Source organism: Streptomyces venezuelae (genome assembly GCF_008642375.1).
GTDB lineage: Bacteria > Actinomycetota > Actinomycetes > Streptomycetales > Streptomycetaceae > Streptomyces > Streptomyces venezuelae_G.
Genome location: NZ_CP029194.1, coordinates 2,407,532 through 2,423,804 on the forward strand (window position 1 = coordinate 2,407,532; position 16,273 = coordinate 2,423,804).

General features: G+C 72.4%; 11 protein-coding genes. 5 read left to right on the forward strand and 6 right to left on the reverse strand.

Annotation, left to right across the window (positions count from 1 at the left end; all coding sequences use genetic code 11):
* Nucleotides 1–225 precede the first annotated feature (225 nt).
* Together rpsO and eccD are read right to left on the reverse strand one after the other, a co-directional pair.
* Nucleotides 226–516: a 30S ribosomal protein S15 gene (rpsO, locus tag DEJ46_RS10600; protein WP_150265515.1), complete on the reverse strand. Its 291-nt coding sequence runs from the start codon at nucleotides 514–516 to the stop codon at nucleotides 226–228.
* 234 nt (nucleotides 517–750) lie between these two features.
* A complete protein-coding gene (gene eccD, locus DEJ46_RS10605) occupies nucleotides 751–2,226 on the reverse strand; it encodes a type VII secretion integral membrane protein EccD (protein ID WP_150265516.1) in 1,476 nt (491 codons plus the stop codon).
* 184 nt (nucleotides 2,227–2,410) lie between these two features.
* Between eccD and eccCa the strand changes: the two genes are divergently transcribed.
* Nucleotides 2,411–6,364 (forward strand): type VII secretion protein EccCa, encoded by a 3,954-nt coding sequence (eccCa, locus tag DEJ46_RS10610; protein WP_150265518.1) that lies wholly within the window; start codon nucleotides 2,411–2,413, stop codon nucleotides 6,362–6,364.
* 78 nt (nucleotides 6,365–6,442) lie between these two features.
* Nucleotides 6,443–6,718 carry a DUF397 domain-containing protein gene (locus DEJ46_RS10615; protein WP_150265520.1) on the forward strand — a complete coding sequence of 92 codons (276 nt, stop codon included), beginning with the start codon at nucleotides 6,443–6,445 and terminating at the stop codon, nucleotides 6,716–6,718.
* Between the two features lie 66 nt (nucleotides 6,719–6,784).
* On the opposite strand, the gene DEJ46_RS10620 is transcribed toward DEJ46_RS10615, so the two are convergent.
* From DEJ46_RS10620 to eccB, 4 genes are all read right to left on the reverse strand, one after another.
* Entirely contained in the window at nucleotides 6,785–7,072 is a 288-nt protein-coding gene (locus DEJ46_RS10620) for a WXG100 family type VII secretion target (RefSeq protein WP_055641041.1), read from the reverse strand.
* A 53-nt stretch (nucleotides 7,073–7,125) separates the two neighbouring features.
* Entirely contained in the window at nucleotides 7,126–7,476 is a 351-nt protein-coding gene (locus tag DEJ46_RS10625; RefSeq protein WP_055641042.1) for a WXG100 family type VII secretion target, read from the reverse strand.
* A 190-nt stretch (nucleotides 7,477–7,666) separates the two neighbouring features.
* On the reverse strand, nucleotides 7,667–8,944 hold the full coding sequence (gene mycP / locus DEJ46_RS10630; RefSeq protein WP_190622560.1) for a type VII secretion-associated serine protease mycosin: 1,278 nt from the start codon (nucleotides 8,942–8,944) through the stop codon (nucleotides 7,667–7,669).
* 12 nt (nucleotides 8,945–8,956) lie between these two features.
* Nucleotides 8,957–10,519, reverse strand: a complete 1,563-nt coding sequence (gene eccB / locus DEJ46_RS10635) for a type VII secretion protein EccB (RefSeq protein ID WP_150265521.1) — start codon at nucleotides 10,517–10,519, stop codon at nucleotides 8,957–8,959.
* 189 nt (nucleotides 10,520–10,708) lie between these two features.
* Between eccB and eccE the strand changes: the two genes are divergently transcribed.
* The 3 genes from eccE (at nucleotide 10,709) to DEJ46_RS10650 (ending at nucleotide 16,248) form a co-directional block, all read left to right on the forward strand.
* On the forward strand, nucleotides 10,709–12,013 hold the full coding sequence (gene eccE / locus DEJ46_RS10640) for a type VII secretion protein EccE (protein WP_150265524.1): 1,305 nt from the start codon (nucleotides 10,709–10,711) through the stop codon (nucleotides 12,011–12,013).
* Nucleotides 12,013–12,825 carry a hypothetical protein gene (locus DEJ46_RS10645; protein ID WP_150265526.1) on the forward strand — a complete coding sequence of 271 codons (813 nt, stop codon included), beginning with the start codon at nucleotides 12,013–12,015 and terminating at the stop codon, nucleotides 12,823–12,825. Before eccE ends, DEJ46_RS10645 begins: the two co-directional genes overlap by 1 nt.
* A 216-nt stretch (nucleotides 12,826–13,041) precedes the next feature.
* Entirely contained in the window at nucleotides 13,042–16,248 is a 3,207-nt protein-coding gene (locus DEJ46_RS10650; protein ID WP_190622564.1) for an SCO5717 family growth-regulating ATPase, read from the forward strand.
* The last annotated feature ends 25 nt before the right edge of the window (nucleotides 16,249–16,273 follow it).

The following is a 16,273-nucleotide window of genomic DNA, read 5'->3' on the forward strand; positions in this document are numbered from 1 at the left end:
GTCGACGGGGGCGGAGAGACGCGCCTTGGGTGCGGGCCGGTCTTCGATCGAAGCACCCGGCATGTTCCGGGGGCCACTACCGAGGACCGGCGGCGAGCCGGCGGCTCCTCGCTTCGTCCGTCGTATGGGGTTGTGCGACCAGACTAAGTGCCTGTGTGCACTTTGTGCACGTACAGCAAAGGGAGCGGCCCCCTGAAAGTGGGAACCGCTCCCTTCACGGCGTCCTTACTTGGCGCCGCCGGCCGCACCGCGGCGGATGCCGAGGCGGTCGACCAGGGCACGGAAGCGCTGGATGTCCTTCTTGGCCAGGTACTGCAGCAGGCGGCGGCGCTGGCCGACCAGGATCAGCAGGCCACGACGGGAGTGGTGGTCGTGCTTGTGCTGCTTGAGGTGCTCGGTCAGGTCCGAGATGCGACGGGAGAGCATGGCGACCTGGACCTCGGGAGAGCCGGTGTCGCCCTCCTTCTGGCCGAACTCGGACATGATCTGCTTCTTGACAGCGGCGTCGAGAGCCACGCTGGTCTCCTCTTAGGTGTTCGTGCGCCCGCGAGTGCCCCTGGTCTAGGTCTCAGGGGAAGCTTCCGTGACTCGGCGGGCGAAGGTCCGATGGGCGCAGCTTCCAGAGGCTTCCCGAGCATGTCGGGTGGCTTTCCGGGAGCGCGTACACAAACGGCCGTCACACAGCGTACCAGTTCGCCGGAGCGGGCCCGGTGCCGGGCCCGCTCCGCTGCTCGCCGGTGGTTCCCGCCGCTATTTGCTGGTGAGGGAGCGGACCGACATGAAGATGTCGAGGACGGCGAGGCAGAGGGGGACCAGGGAGAGGAGGACGAAGCCCTCGGCGAGGTCGAGGAGGCGGCCCCAGAAGGGCGAGAGGCCCTTCTTCGGGATGATCAGGCCGATGGCGGTGATCAGCGCGGCGCCGGCGGCGACGGAGGCGGTGAGCCAGATCGTACGGATGTCGAGGCCGCCGCGGTCCCCGTACATGAGGAGGTCCTTGACCAGGTCGACCGGCGGGTTGAGGGAGAGGCCGAGGATGAGCAGCGCGATGGCGGCGATGCCGGCGACCAGGACGCAGGCGACCTGCGAGGTGTAGCGGAAGAGGCGGGCGCGGAGCAGCATCGCCAGGCCGGAGGCGAGGGCGAGGAGCTGGCCCCAGAGGTTTCCGGCGAAGCCGAGGACGGCGGCGGAGCCGACGACGACGGCGGCGCAGCCGCCGACCAGGCCGAGGAGCATCTCGTGGCCGCGGCGGGCCTGGAGGGCGATGCGCTCGCCGTCGACGGCCCGGTCGTCGTCGCCGGTCTGGTGCTGCTCGCCGAGGAACTCGTCGTCGGCGGCGCTGCGCGGTGCGGCGTAGCCGATCGGGAGCCGGGCGAAGCGGGCCGAGAGGCCCGGCAGGAAGGCGACCATGCCGATGGCCACGGGGGCGCAGACCGCCGCGGTCTCGGTCGCGGTGCTCTCGGTGAGGATCATCACGAAGGTGGCGAGGGTGCCGACGGTCGCGAGGAAGGTCGCGGCGACGAACGGGGCGTCTCCGCTGGGGGTGAGCGCCACGAGGGCCACCGAGGCGACGAGGACGGTGACGCAGCCCAGCAGGAACTGGAGGCGGCCGGGGCCCGCGCCCGCGTCGGGGCCGACGATGCCGGAGCCCGCGATGAGCAGCAGCGGCAGGGCGCCGAGGCCCAGGGCGACGGCGGTCGCCCGGTCTCCGTAGACCCGGGCGCGGACGCCCGCGAAGGCGGTGAGGAGCAGGCCGGCGGCGCCGGCGATGATCCCGGGGAGGCTGTGCATGTCGTGGCGGACCGGGTCCGCGAACCAGAGCACGAAGCCCATGAGCACGAGGAGCAGGACGCCGCCGACGAGTCCGGCGCCGCGCAGCAGCTCGTCGCCCCACAGGTGGCGGTCGCGGGTGACGGCGGAGGCGACGGCGTCGGAGACGTCGTCGTAGACGGCGGGCGGCAGGGACTGCGCGAAGGGGCGCAGGGAGAGCACCTCGCCGTCGAGGACCTGCTGGCCGGCGAGCGTGCGGGCGCCGTCGAGGACGGAACCGTCGCGGCGGACCAGGTGATAGCCGGTCGGGGTGCCCGCCGTTTGCGTCTGCCCGGTGAGCCGCAGGATCTCCGGATAGACGTCGGCGACGGCGATGTCCTCCGGGAGCGCGACGTCGATGCGGCTGTCCGGCGCCACGACGGTGACGCGGCAGAAGCCGGTCGCTGCGGTCGTACTCACGTGTGTGGACCCCCTGATTCGCGGTTGCGCACGATGCGCGCGCCACCCTACCGGGGACGGCCGGTGGGGGCTGCAAGTAGGATCGCCGTCCCATGGGGGAAGTCCGCGCGCCCGGCCGCCGTCGGGGGTGTCGGCGCGGAAGCTCCCGCCACGAGCCCGCCTCCTACGAGGGATTGATGCGCCGGTGAGCCAGATCGTCGTCAAACGCCCGCCGAGGGCGCTTCCGCCGGAAGTGCCCGGTGAGGAACTGGTCCTGGAGTCTCCGCCGGAACTTCCGCGGGGGCAGCAGGAGTCGGCGCTGATGCAGCTCCTGCCGATGCTCGGCATGGGTTCCTCGGTGGTTTTCTTCTTCATGACGCCGTCGCCGATCATGCGGATCATGGGTGTGCTGATGCTCGCGTCGACGGTCGCGATGGCCGTCGCCCAGTTCGTCAGATTCCGTCGCGGTACGCAGGGGCAAATGGCCGATGTCCGCCGCGACTACCTCAAATACCTCGCCCAGACACGGCGTACGGTCCGGCGCACGGCGCGCAAGCAGCGGGACGCGCAGCTGTATCTGCACCCCTCCCCCGAGCAGTTGTGGTCGGTCGTGGCCGAGGGCTCGCGGGTGTGGGAGCGCAGGGTCGGCGACCACGACTTCGGGCAGGCGCGGATCGGGCTCGGGGCGCAGCAGTTGGCGACGGCGCTCGTGGCGCCGGACACGGCTCCGGTGGACGAGCTGGAGCCGCTGTGCGCGGGTGCGATGCAGCAGTTCCTCGCGGTGCACGGCACGTTGGACGGGCTGCCGATGGCGGTCTCGATGCGGGCCTTCTACCACGTGACGGTGTCGGGCGAGCCCGAGTCGGCGCAGGCGGCGGCGCGCGCCCTCGTGGCGCAGCTGGTGACGCTCCACTCCCCCGACGACCTGATGCTCGCGGTCGTCGCGGCGCGGGCCTCGCAGGAGCGGTGGGACTGGACGAAGTGGCTGCCGCACACGCAGGTGCCCGGGCAGGTCGACGGGGCCGGTACGAAGCGGCTGTTCGGTGACGACCTCGGCGAGCTGGAGAACCTGATCCGCTCGAAGCTCGACGGTCGGACGCGGTTCTCCCGGGAGAGCCAGCCGGTCCTCGACCAGCCGCACGTGGTCGTGGTCCTCGACGGCGGCATGGTCCCGCCGGACTCGCTGCTCGCGGCGGCCGAGGGTCTCCAGGGCGTGACGATCGTGGAGGTCGTCTCGGGCGAGCTCGACGAGCCGCGCGGTGGTCTGTCGGTGGTGGTACGGCCGGGGCGGCTGAGCCTGGAGTTCGGCGGCGGCTTCGCGTACGAGGGGCTGCCGGACGGCATCTCGCTGCCGGCCGCCGAGGCGCTGGCCCGGCAGCTGGCGCCGCTGCGGATGGGCGGCGGGGACGACGACGAGCCGCTGCTCGCCAACCTGGACTTCACGGATCTGCTGAACCTCGGGGACGCCGAGTCGGTGGACGTGGCGCGGACGTGGCGGCCGCGGACGGTGGCCGAGCGGCTGCGCGTGCCGATCGGTGTCGGCGAGGACGGCCAGCCGGTCATGCTGGACCTGAAGGAGGCCGCGCAGGAGGGCATGGGCCCGCACGGTCTGTGCGTGGGTGCGACGGGTTCCGGCAAGTCGGAGCTGCTGCGGACGCTGGTGCTGGGTCTCGCGGTGACGCACTCCTCGGAGACGCTGAACTTCGTCCTCGCGGACTTCAAGGGCGGTGCCACCTTCGCGGGCATGTCGCAGATGCCGCACGTGGCGGCGGTCATCACGAACCTGTCGGACGACCTGACGCTGGTCGACCGCATGGGCGACGCGATCCGCGGCGAGCTGCAGCGGCGGCAGGAGCTGCTGCGCTCGGCCGGCAACTACGCCAACATCCACGACTACGAGAAGGCGCGGGCCGCGGGTGCTCCGCTGGAGCCGCTCGCCTCCCTCGTCCTGGTGATCGACGAGTTCTCCGAACTCCTCACGGCCAAGCCCGACTTCATCGACATGTTCATCCAGATCGGCCGCATCGGCCGTTCGCTGGGTGTGCATCTGCTCCTCGCCTCGCAGCGCCTGGAGGAGGGCAAGCTGCGCGGCCTCGACACGTATCTCTCGTACCGGATCGGTCTGCGGACCTTCTCGGCCGCGGAGTCACGGACGGCGATCGGTGTGCCGGACGCCTACCACCTGCCCTCGGTGCCCGGTTCGGGCTATCTGAAGTTCGGTACGGACGAGATGACCCGCTTCAAGGCGGCGTACGTCTCGGGGACGCACCGGTCGGGCGGGCCGCGCCTGGAGATCGGGCACCTGCCGGTGGAGCGGCGCCCCGCGCTGTTCACGGCGGCTCCGGTGCCCGTGGTGTACGCGGCGCCCGACCCCGCGTATCTCGCCGAGCGGCGCTCCGAGGAGGACGACGCGCTCGCGGACACGGTCCTCGACGTGATCGTGCGCCGTCTGGAGGGCCAGGGCGTGCCCGCGCACCAGGTGTGGCTGCCGCCGCTCGACCAGGCGCCCTCGCTGGACCAGCTGCTGCCGGGACTCGCGCAGACGGCGGACCGGGGGCTCACGGCGACGGAGTACACCCGGCAGGGCGGGCTCACGGTGCCGCTCGGGCTCATCGACAAGCCGTTCGAGCAGCGGCGTGAGGTGCTGTACCGGGACTTCTCCGGCGCGGCCGGTCACATGATGGTGGTCGGCGGTCCGCAGTCCGGCAAGTCGACGCTGATGCGGACGCTCGTCTCGTCGTTCGCGCTGACCCACACGCCGGCCGAAGTGCAGTTCTACTGCCTGGACTTCGGTGGTGGCGGCCTGGTGTCGCTGGCCGATCTGCCGCATGTCGGCGGGGTGGCCTCACGACTGGACCCGGAGCGGGTGCGGCGGACGGTCGCGGAGGTGCTGGGGGTGCTCAACCGGCGGGAGGAGTTCTTCCGTTCGCACTCCATCGACTCGATCGCGACCTACCGGCGCAAGCGTGCCGCGGGCGAACTCCCGGGTGAGGCCTGGGGCGACGTCTTCCTGGTCGTGGACGGCTGGGGCAGCTTCCGCAACGACTACGACACGCTGGAGCCCTTCGTCTCCGACATCGCGGCGCGCGGTCTGGGCTACGGCATCCACGTGGTGATCACCGCCGCCCGGTACATGGAGGTACGGGCGGCGCTCAAGGACCAGATGCTGGGCCGGCTCGAACTGCGGCTCGGCGACGTCATGGACTCCGAGTTCGACCGCAAGGTCGCGGCGAACGTGCCGCCCGGGGTGCCCGGGCGCGGCCAGGTGGCGGAGAAGCTGCACTTCATGGGCGCGCTGCCGCGGATCGACGGATCGAGCTCGGCGGCCGACCTGGCGGAGGGCACGTCGGCCTTCGTCCAGGCCGTGCGGGCGAGCTGGACCGGGGCTCCGGCCCCGGCCGTACGGCTCCTGCCGCGCAGGCTGCCGGCGGAGCAGCTGCCGAAGGGCTTCGAGTACCCGCAGCACGGCATCGCGATCGGTATCGACGAGACGAACCTGGAGCCGGTGTTCGTCGACTTCGAGTCGGATCCGTTCTTCCTGATCTTCGGTGAGAGCGAGTCCGGCAAGACGGGGCTGCTGCGGCTGATCGCCAAGCAGCTGTGCGAGCGGTACACGCCGGAGCAGGCGCGGATCGTGGTGGGCGACTACCGGCGGACGATGCTGGAGGCGGTCGCGCCCTCGCATCTCCTGGAGTACGCGCCGATGGCCTCGGCCATGCAGATGCACATGGACGCCATCAACACGGTGATGACGAAGCGGGCGCCCAAGCCGGACATCACGCCGCAGCAGCTGCGTGACCGGAGCTGGTGGACGGGTCCGCAGCTGTTCGTGCTGATCGACGACTTCGAGCTGGTGGCCACCAACTCGGGCAATCCGCTGGCGGTTCTCGTCGAGAACCTGCCGTTCGCGCGGGACGTCGGCATCCGGTTCATCGTGGCGCGCAGCCAGGCGGGCGCCTCGCGGGCGATGTACGAGCCGTTCATGCAGCGCGTCCGGGAGCTGGGCGCACAGGGCGTGATCCTCTCCGGCGATCCGCAGGAGGGCGACATCCTCAGCAACGTCCGGGCGCGGCCGATGCCGCCGGGCCGGGGCACGTTCGTCTCGCGCAAGCGGGGGACGCCGCTGGTGCAGCTGGGCTGGCTGCCGGAGCAGCACTGAGTGATTTCCCGCCGCTCGGGTACGGCGGTCCCACTACTGTGGAAGGGACCGTCGTACCACCGCGAAGGGAAAGCGCCGATGACCGACGCACACGCCACCACGACCGACGAGTCCCTCGCCGCCGAGAAGCAGCGGCAGAAGGACGAGTTGTACGCGCTCGACATCTCGGGTGTCGAGTGGGAGGGCGCTCCGGGGACCAGCCCCGACGAGGAGCGGGTGGAGATCGCGCGGCTGCCCGAGGGGGCGGTGGCGATGCGTTCGTCGCTCGACAAGGAGACGGTGCTGCGCTACACGAAGGCCGAGTGGGACGCGTTCGTCCTCGGCGCGCGGGACGGCGAGTTCGACCTGCGGTAGCGGGCGGTACGCGTGAGGGGGTGGCCCGTCGGAACGGGCCACCCCCTCACGTGCGTACGCCGGATGTCACATGCGGAACCGGGCGGCGTTGCCCTTGTCGGTGTCCTGGTAGCCGGCGACCGACTCGTCGAGGAGCTGGGCGATGCGCGCCAGGTCCTGGTTCATGCCGGCCATGTCGCGGGTCAGGCGGTCCTGCGTCTCGCGGTACGCGATCTTCGCCTCACCCTCCCAGTTGTTGGCGACGCGGTTGACCTCGGCCATGAGGTCGTCCAGCTTCTGGGTGAGGGTCGTGGAGGTCAGGCGGGTGTCGGCCGCCGCCTGCGTCACGGTGTCGTAATTGACCGCAGTGGTCATGGTGTTGACTCCTGGAGTGAGAGTGGCGCGGAGGACTGGTCGAGCGGGATGGCTCAGACGCCGAGGATGGCGCTCTGGTTGCCGCCGCCGCCGGCGCCACCGCTTGCGTCCATCGTGCGGAAGGACCGCAGACGGTCCTCCTCCTCACGCGAGAACCCGTCGGCGCTCATGCGCATCATCTCTTCGAGCTTGGAGAGCTCCTGGCGCATGCTGCGCAGCCGCTGGTTCAGGTCGTTCTGAACCCGGTCGTACTCCTTGCTCGCAGCGCCCTGCCAGCCCGCCTGGACGCGGTCGACCACGCCGTTGAGGTTGGTGATGCGGGACTGGAGCTCGTCGGAGAAGTCCTGGATCCGGCCTGCGAGCCGAACCTGTTCGGCACTGGTTACGTTCAGGTCTTTCGACATCTTGCCCCTTCTTCCTTCGGTGGCGTCGACGGCCGGGCCGTCGGGCCTTCCGCTCGTGATGCGGACGGGAATCTTCTGATGCCGCCCCCGTGCTGGGTTCGCACTGCCGTGCCCCCGACGGTCACTTTAGCCATTGACGGCGGCAGTTCCAACTGCAAAGCGGGGACCGGATACTTGGTCGTGACGCTGTTCACCGAGCCCCTCTCCTGCGGCGGCTGTCGCGGATCACGACGGCCGTTCCGGCGACCACGGCCACCAGCACACCGCCGATCCCCAACGCATAGGTGGCGAGCCGTTCGGAGCGCTCCTGGGGAGTCTCCGACAGCGCCAGACGGGCCGGTTCGGGCGCCGGCGGTTTGGGCGGCACCGGGTCGGCCGTGGGCGTGGAGGGCGGCGTGCCCGGCGGTACGTCGGCGAGCGCCTTGACCGGGTCGACCACCCCCCAACCGACGTAGCTGTCACGACCGTTGATGGAACGGGTGGCGGTCTGCTCGATACGGGTGACGATCTGGGCGGCGGACCATTCGGGGTACCTGGCCCGCAGCAGGGCGGCGACGCCGGCGACGTACGGGGCGGAGAAGCTCGTACCGTTGTCGACGCACTGGCCGCCGCCGGGGACGGTGGAGACCATGTCGACGCCGGGAGCCGCCACGCCCACGAAGGTGCCGGGCTGGGAGAAGGCGGCCCGTTCGTTGTTCCGGTCGGAGGAGGCGACGGCGAGCACCCCGGGGAAGGCCGCCGGGTAGGTGTTCTTGAGCTTGCCGTCCATGCCGTCGTTGCCGGCGGAGGCGACGACCACGATCTTCTTCTCGATCGCCTTGGCGATCGAGACGGCCATGGGCGAGTCCGCCTTGAGGGTCTTGGTGGTGTCCTGCGAGATGTTGATGACGTGCGCGCCCTTGGCGACGGCCCAGTCGATCGCCTTGGCCATCGTGTCGGAGTCGCCGCTGTTCTTCTCGTCGTTCTGGCGGATCGGGATGATCGTCGCCTCGGGTGCGAGGCCGACGAAGCCGGTGCCCTTGCCGGGGCGGGCCGCGATGATGCCGGCGACCTTGGTGCCGTGGCCGACCTCGTCGACGGTGCCGTCGGTCTTGCCGCGCTTCTCGTCGCCGAAGCCGGGGTTGTTCTTGTCGGGCTTGAGGAAGTCCTTGCCCGCCTTGGCGTCGACGGCCTCGCGGAGCTGCGGGTTGACGTCGTCGACCCCGGTGTCGATGACGGCGACCCTGACGCCCTTGCCCTTGGTGTGCTGCCAGAGCTCGTCGAGGAGGACGCGCTGGAGCGGCCAGGGGGTGCCCTCGATCTGCTTCTTCATGGGGAAGGTGCACTCGCCGCTGCCGTCGAGCGCCCAGGCGTCGGGGCGCGGGGAGTTCGGCCCCGGGGCCGCAGACGCCGCAGCGGGTGCCGCGAGCAGGCCCGTCAGGGTGGCGGCGGTCAGCAGGGCGGCCGCCGTGCGGTACGTCGTCGTCACCGGTGCCACCCCCTAGGAACCCTGCGGCTGACGCGCGCTGTTGGTGTCGAGTCGCGGGCCCTTGGAGAGGAACTCCGACCATTCGATCGGGACGGGCACCGGCACGACCTTGTCGTAGCCGAGACGCTTCTGGGCCTCGGAGGGTTCCGGGCGTCCGTCGGTCTGCTTCTCCTGGTCCCCGGTGCCGATCTCGGAGCGGGCGGCGTCGCTGTCGCCGTTGGCCTGGACGGCATAGCGCAGTCCGGTGTCGGTGACGAGGAAGAGGGAGCCGTCGGGCGTCTTCTGCTGCCCCTGGCCCTGGATCTGGGTGTAGAGCAGTCCGCTGCCCGGCGTGACGTACGTGCTGGTGCCGCCGGCCGTGATCTCGGCGGGGTACTTGGGGCCGGCCCAGGTGGCGAGGGTGGTCTCGCCCTTCTCGTCGACGTCGGTGAGGACGCTGCAGACGGTGTCGCGGGCGGCGTCGCCGGTCGTGGAGTTGACCGGGTGGGACCTCTGCTGCGGCCAGCGTGCGTCCCCGTTGAAGACCTTCGGGTTCGGGACGAAGGAGGAGGCGTCGACGGTGGTCGGCGCGCCGTCCATGTCGAGCGAGCCGGTCTCCGGGGAGTGGATGAGCAGCCAGGCGGTGAACGCGGAGACCGGCTGGACCCGGCCGGGCAGCACGACGTAGTGCTGGGGCCCGGAGCCGGTCTGGGCGAGGAGCACCAGGCCGATCCGGTTCTCGGTCCCGTCGAGCGTGCTGCCGGGGATCTCGGTGGGGGTGCCGACCTCGCCCTCGAGGCGCGGGAAGTCGACGGTGTCGCCGGTCTTCAGGGTGGCGAGCCAGTCGTCGGTGACGGGCTGCGGCTCCTTGACGAGGCCCTTGCTGAGGCCGACGAGGGCGGAGAGCAGTCCGGGCCGGTCGGCCTTCACCGGGTACTTGGTTCCGGTGTGGTCGACGATGAACTGGGCGGAGTCCTTCTGGCCCTTGACGTACAGGATCTCCCCGTCGTCGAGCTTGTTCGCGTCCTCGGTGCGCGGGAGGTCGCGCTGGGCGAAGAGGAAGGTCGCCTTCTGGACGCTGGCGCCCTTGCCGCCGCCGGGCTGCTCACAGACGGCCCAGCGCTTCTTGGCGCCCGCGTCGTCCGCGGTCGGCAATCGGTCGGGGGCGTACGGGATGCCGAGGATCGGGCCGCGCTGCTTGTCCTGGTCGAGCTTCTTGTCGTCGACCTGGACGACCTGGAACTGGTCGGGGTTGAGCAGGAGACGGGCGGAGGCGAGGTTGAGGACGGGGTGGAGCAGCGTCTTCGCGTCCTTGCCCGTGCCGGTCTCCAGGACGACGTAACGGGTCGTCGACTGCTTGCCCACGATCACCCGGGTGCCGGGGACGTCCCAGCCCTTGGGCGCCCGTGGACTGAACATGCCCCAGGCGCCGAATCCCGCGACGACCAGCGCGGCGACGATGAGGCCGGGGACGATCGCGCGCAGCGGCCTCGGCGCCCCCTCCTCCGTGCCGGAGGGCGAGGGTTGGAGGAATGCCGCCACCGTGCGCTTCTTCGCAAAGGTGTACGCGTTCAGCTCGTCCCGGCGCGATGCCATGAGTCCCCATTCTCGTCAGGCGCAGTCTTCGCGCGGGGTCCGGGGGAGGTGACACCCGGGCCCCGGCTGTCGGACCGGCCCCCTACTATGCCTGCTGTCCCGTGGGGTTCGTGGGGCGGGTAGGGTGATCCGGCCGCCAAAGCCCTGGCGGGCCAGGGCGATCGGGACGAATTGAGGGGATTCTCCATCATGGCTTCCGCCACGCGGACGCGGCCCGGCGCGGCCACCGCTTCCTCACCCCCTTCCACGGGATCCGTTTCCTCGGTCTCACCGAGGCTCCAGGCACGTCCCGGACACTTCGGTTCGTTCCGATTGCAACAGCTCGTACTGATAGAGGTGGCGGCGGCGTTGCTCGCCGTCGCCTGGGTCGTGGACCAGCTGATGCTGGTGCCCGCCGGCGTGGTCGCCGTCGTGCTCGTCCTGCTGGCGCTCGTGCGCCGGCACCGGCGCTCCCTGCCCGAGTGGCTCGGCACCTTCCTCGCGCTGCGCGCCCGTTCGCGCCGGGCGGCCTCCTTCACCGTGCCGGAGGGTACGGAGCCGGGGCTCGCGCCGGTCGTGGAGTGCGACCCGGCGCTGCGGACGTACGCGTACAGCGATCGTGACCGCCGGCCCGTCGGGATGATCGGTGACGGCACCTTCCTCACCGCCGTGCTGCGGGTCGAGTCGGACAACACGGCGCTGCGGCCGGACCGCGGGGCGCGGCCGCTGCCGGTCGGGCTCGTGCGGGACGTCCTGAGCGTGGACGGCATCCGGCTGGAGTCGGCGCAGATCGTGCAGCACACGCAGCCCGCTCCCGCGCCGCATCTGCCGGCGCAGTCGATGGCCGCGCGCAACTACGGGCCGCTCCAGGCGCAGACGGGTTCGCCCGCGGTCCGGATCACCTGGATCGCGCTCAAGCTGGATCCCGAGCTGTGCCCGGAGGCGGTCGCCGCGCGCGGTGGCGGCATGACGGGTGCGCAGAAGTGCGTGGTCCGGGCGGCCGACCAGCTGGCGAGCCGCCTCGCGGGCGCCGGTTTCCGGGCGAGCGTGCTGACCGAGCAGGAGCTGACCTCGGCGCTCGCGACCTCGACCTGCGCGAGCCCGATGGCGATCACGCAGGCGGGCCGGGGGCAGGCGCAGGCCCGGCGGACGCAGGAGACCGCGCGGACCTGGCGGGTCGACGACCGGCGCCACACGACGTACTGGGTGGGGCGCTGGCCCCAGTTGGGCGGTCCCGGCGGCAGCGCGGGCGCCTCGATGCCGCAGCTCGTGGCCCTGCTGACCTCGCTGCCCGCGCTCGCGACGACGTTCAGCCTGACGCTGAGCGGCGGGGACCGGCAGGAGGTGACGGTGACCGGACACGTACGGATCACCGGGCGCAGCGACGAGGAACTGGTCGCCGCGCGGCACGAGCTGGAGCGCGCGGCGCGCGGTGTGCGGACGGGCCTGGTGCGGCTCGACCGGGAACAGGGGCCGGGCATGCTCGCCTCGCTGCCGCTGGGGGGTGCGCGCTGATGTCCCACTCCTTCGGTACGTCGTCGGGTCCCGGTGCGCCTTCCGGCGCCTCGCCCTCTCGCCGTGGCTCCCGCTCCTCCCGCGCCGCCGGGCGTACGGGGCGGGACACGAAGCCCCGCTTCGGCTTCGGGCTCGTCGGGCCGCGCCGCGACCGGCACTCCGTACCCCTCGACCAGCTCGACGCGCTGGCCCTGCCCGTCGGCGACGACGGTGTGGTGATCGGCGTGGACGCCGAGAGCCGGCCGGCCGTGCTCGGCATCAACCGGCCCGTCCCGTACGACGTCACGCTCATCGGCGGACTGTGGACCGCCCAGGTGCTCGCGCTGCGCGCGGCCGCCACGGGCGCGCGGGTGGCCGTCGAGACCGGCCGCGCGCAGGCGTGGACCCCGCTCGCGCAGGCGGCGGGCGGCGGGCAGCCGTGCGTCTCGCTGCACGACGTGGGCCGGGTGCCGCCGCAGGGCGCCTCGGCGGGCAGTCCGGTGGTCGTGGTGCGCGACTGCGGCATGCGGCCGCCCCGCGGCCGTGTCGTGTCGGCGCCCTGGCAGTCGGTCGTGACGCTGCTGCCGTATCTGAGCCCGGTCGCGCCCCGCCTCCTGGAGAAGTCCTCACTGGTCGGCGTGCAGCGGGTCTCTCCGGACGAGGCCGCGCAGATCGGCCGCATCATGGGCCTTCCGCGCCACGAGTACGAGGCGCTGTCGACGCTCGCGGACGGAGTGACCCTCTGGTGCACCCCGGGCGACCGCCAGTTCGTGATGACGCAGGCGACGGACGCCGAGACCGGATTGTTGGGCGGCGCGCGCAGAATGGACTGAGCGGCACGAACTCGTTCAAGTACGTCCGCTTTTGCAACGTTTTGAACGGTCAAGGTTCTCACTCTGCGGCGCGACCGGGTCACTTGGGGGCTTGACCCGGTCGGTACGGCGGTCGCGGAGCGGCTGCCGGGCCTGCCCGCGGGATGCCGCGCCGATTAGGCTGGATGAGCCCCGCCCACAACGGCACAAGGGTGCTCGACCACACCAGGAGGCAAAGTGAACGGCGATCGCGACGAGATCCACGGGGGTTGGAATCCGCCCGCCGACGATCAGTCCGACGCGGATCCCGCCGAGATGACGGGTGAGTTCACCATCGACTACACCCCGCCCGCCTGGTACACGCAGAACGCGTCGGGCGGTGCGGCGGCGGGCGGTGCCACTCCCCCGCCGCCGAGCGGGGCGCCGGTCGCGGTGCCAGGGCTCCCGGCGGGAAGCGGCTTCGAGCCCGGCTGGGGGGCGCAGCCGCCGGCGGCGCCGGTGCCTCCGGTGAATCCTGTTGCTCCGGTGAATCCTGTTGCCCCGATGGCCCCTGGGGTGCCGGTTGCTCCTGTTGCCCCGGTGGCTCCGGTGGCTCCGGTGGTGTCCGGGATGGGCGCGCCGGAGATGCCCGCCGCCGTGACGCCGCCCGCGCCGCTTCCCTCGCCCGTGCCCGCGCCCGCGCCTCTGCCGATTCCGGCGCCCTCGGCCACGCCCGAGATGCCGGCTCCCGCAGCGGCACCCGTCGCCGGTGCGCCGTTCGGCGGAAGCGACGTGGAGAGCGGCGCGACCATGCGCTTCTCCCCCGGCGCGCTCAAGCGCGAGATGGCCGAGCGCTCCGCCGCGGCGAAGGCCGCGCGGGGCGAGGCCGCCGACGGGGAAGCCCCGGAGACGGACGGTGCCGAGACGCCGGGAGCCGTCGAGGGCGATGCCTCCGCCGGTACGACGGTTGCCGCCGCCGACGCGGACGCGACGGGCTCGGACGACGCGGTGACGGCCGCGCCCGACGCCGACAGTGACGGTGACGGTGACGAGGGGACGGCGGACACCCCGTCGGTTCCCGTGGCGGACGCCGAGGGCGGCAGCGAGTCCGGCGCCGAGGTCGACGCCTCTGCCGACCCGGACAGCGGTACGGAGCACGACGTCGTCGTCACCGCACCTGCCGGGGACTCCGAGGCCGGCGACACCGGGGCTCCGGGAGCCTTCCCGGGCACCGGAACTCCCGCCGACGCCGCTCCGGGAGCCTTCCCCGGTGCCGCGCAGCCCGACTTCGCCGCGGCGGCTCCGGGGCCGTTCCCGGGTGCCGCGCCCCAGGCCGACCCCGCACCCGGTGCCTACCCGCCCGCCGCACCGCAGGGCGGAGCCGGTCTGCCGCCGTTGCCGCCGTCGTTCCAGCCCGCCGCGCCCGCGCCCGCCCAGCAGTGGCCCGCGCAGCCGGTTCCGGGTGCCCAGCCGGTGCCCCAGGCCGCGCCGTTGCCGCCCACGGCGGGCCTGCCCGCCCCGGCAGCGCCCGGCACCCCCGGCGTCCCCGCCCCCGCTCCCGTACCGCCGCAGGCTCCCGTCGCGCCGCAGGCCCCGGGCGCGTACGGATACCCGCAGCCCGGCGCCGTACCCCCGCAGGCCCCGCAGGGCGGCTACGGCTTCCCGCACCCGGGCACTCCCCCGCAGCCGCCCCAGGGCGGTTACGGCTACCCGCAGCACACCGGTGCCGCCGGTGTGCCGCCGCAGGCGCAGCCCCAGCCGCAGGCCGCCGACGGGTACGGCTACCCGCACCCCGGCGCCGTACCGCCGCAGGAGAACCAGCCGCCCGTCGACCCGCGGACCGGGGCCGCCTGGCCCTCGCCCGTGACGCACGATCAGCGCGAGCGGTCCGTGCCGGGCGCCCCGCTCGGCTACAACGCGGCGGTGGAACTGTCCTCCGACCGGCTCCTGCGCAACAACAAGCAGAAGGCGAAGTCGAGCCGCAACCCCGGCAGCGCGGCCCGCTTCAAGCTCGGCGGCAAGAAGGAGGAGGCGGAGCGGCAGCGCAAGCTGGAGCTGATCCGGACGCCCGTCCTCTCCTGCTACCGGATCGCGGTCATCTCGCTCAAGGGCGGTGTCGGCAAGACCACGACGACGACCGCGCTCGGCGCGACCCTGGCGACCGAGCGGCAGGACAAGATCCTGGCGATCGACGCCAACCCGGACGCCGGTACCCTCGGCCGCCGCGTGCGGCGCGAGACCGGGGCGACCATCCGCGACCTGGTGCAGGCGATCCCGTACCTGAACTCGTACATGGACATCCGCCGCTTCACCTCGCAGGCGCCCTCCGGTCTGGAGATCCTCGCCAACGACGTGGACCCGGCCGTCTCGACGACCTTCAACGACGAGGACTACCGGCGCGCGATCGACGTCCTCGGCAAGCAGTACCCGATCATCCTCACGGACTCGGGTACGGGTCTGCTGTACAGCGCCATGCGGGGGGTGCTCGACCTCGCCGATCAGCTGATCATCATCTCCACGCCGTCCGTCGACGGCGCCTCCAGCGCGTCGACGACGCTGGACTGGCTCTCCGCGCACGGCTACGCGGACCTCGTGCAGCGCTCGATCACGGTCATCTCGGGGGTCCGCGAGACCGGAAAGATGATCAAGGTCGAGGACATCGTGCAGCACTTCCAGACCCGCTGCCGCGGTGTCGTGGTCGTGCCCTTCGACGAGCACCTGTCGGCCGGCGCCGAGGTGGACCTCGACATGATGCGGCCGAAGACGCGCGAGGCGTACTTCCACCTGTCGGCGATGGTGGCCGAGGACTTCTCCCGCGCTCAGCAGGCGCAGGGGCTGTGGACCGGTGACGGCCAGGGCGGGCTGCCACCGCACATGGCCCCGCCGATGCCGGGCCAGCCGATGCCCGAGCAGTACGCGCCGGGGCAGTACGCGCCTGAGCAGTACGGGGCGGGACAGCCGATGCCCGGTCAGGTCCCGCCGGGGCAGTTCCCGCCCGGCCAGTTCCCGCCCGGCCAGTTCCCGCCCGCGCAGCCGGTGCCGGGGCAGTACGCTCCCGGGCAGCCGATGCCGGGGCAGGCCATGCCGGGGCATGCCATGCCGGGGCAGTACGCCCCCGGGCAGCCCGCGCCGGGGCAGCCGTACGCGCCCCAGGCTCCGCAGCCCGGACAGCCGTACCCGCAGCAGGGCCAGCAGCCCGGGCAGCCGTACCCCCAGCCGGGTCAGCCGCTGCCGGGGCAGTACGCGCCGGGGCAGCCCGCTCCCGGGCAGCCGTACCCCGCCCAGGCCCCGCAGCCGTATCCGCAGCAGCCCGGACAGCCGGGCCAGCCCGGACAGCCAGGTGTGCCGCAGGCCTGGCAGCAGCAGCCTCCGCAGGATCCGGCGCAGCCCCAGGCCGGGCAGCCGCTGCCCCCGCAGGCCGACCCCCAGGGGCCGCCGCAGGCTCCGCCAGCCCCTCAGCAGTAAGGCGTCACAGGCTTAGACCAATGAG

What these genes read in the sequence shown, in the direction of transcription:
- DEJ46_RS10615 (WP_150265520.1), top strand. Translation starts at nt 6,443, where the DNA reads ATGACCGACGCACACGCCACCACGACCGACGAGTCCCTCGCCGCCGAG.
- DEJ46_RS10620 (WP_055641041.1), bottom strand. Translation starts at nt 7,072, where the DNA reads ATGACCACTGCGGTCAATTACGACACCGTGACGCAGGCGGCGGCCGAC.
- DEJ46_RS10625 (WP_055641042.1), bottom strand. Translation starts at nt 7,476, where the DNA reads ATGTCGAAAGACCTGAACGTAACCAGTGCCGAACAGGTTCGGCTCGCA.
- eccB (WP_150265521.1), bottom strand. Translation starts at nt 10,519, where the DNA reads ATGGCATCGCGCCGGGACGAGCTGAACGCGTACACCTTTGCGAAGAAG.
- eccE (WP_150265524.1), top strand. Translation starts at nt 10,709, where the DNA reads ATGGCTTCCGCCACGCGGACGCGGCCCGGCGCGGCCACCGCTTCCTCA.
- DEJ46_RS10645 (WP_150265526.1), top strand. Translation starts at nt 12,013, where the DNA reads ATGTCCCACTCCTTCGGTACGTCGTCGGGTCCCGGTGCGCCTTCCGGC.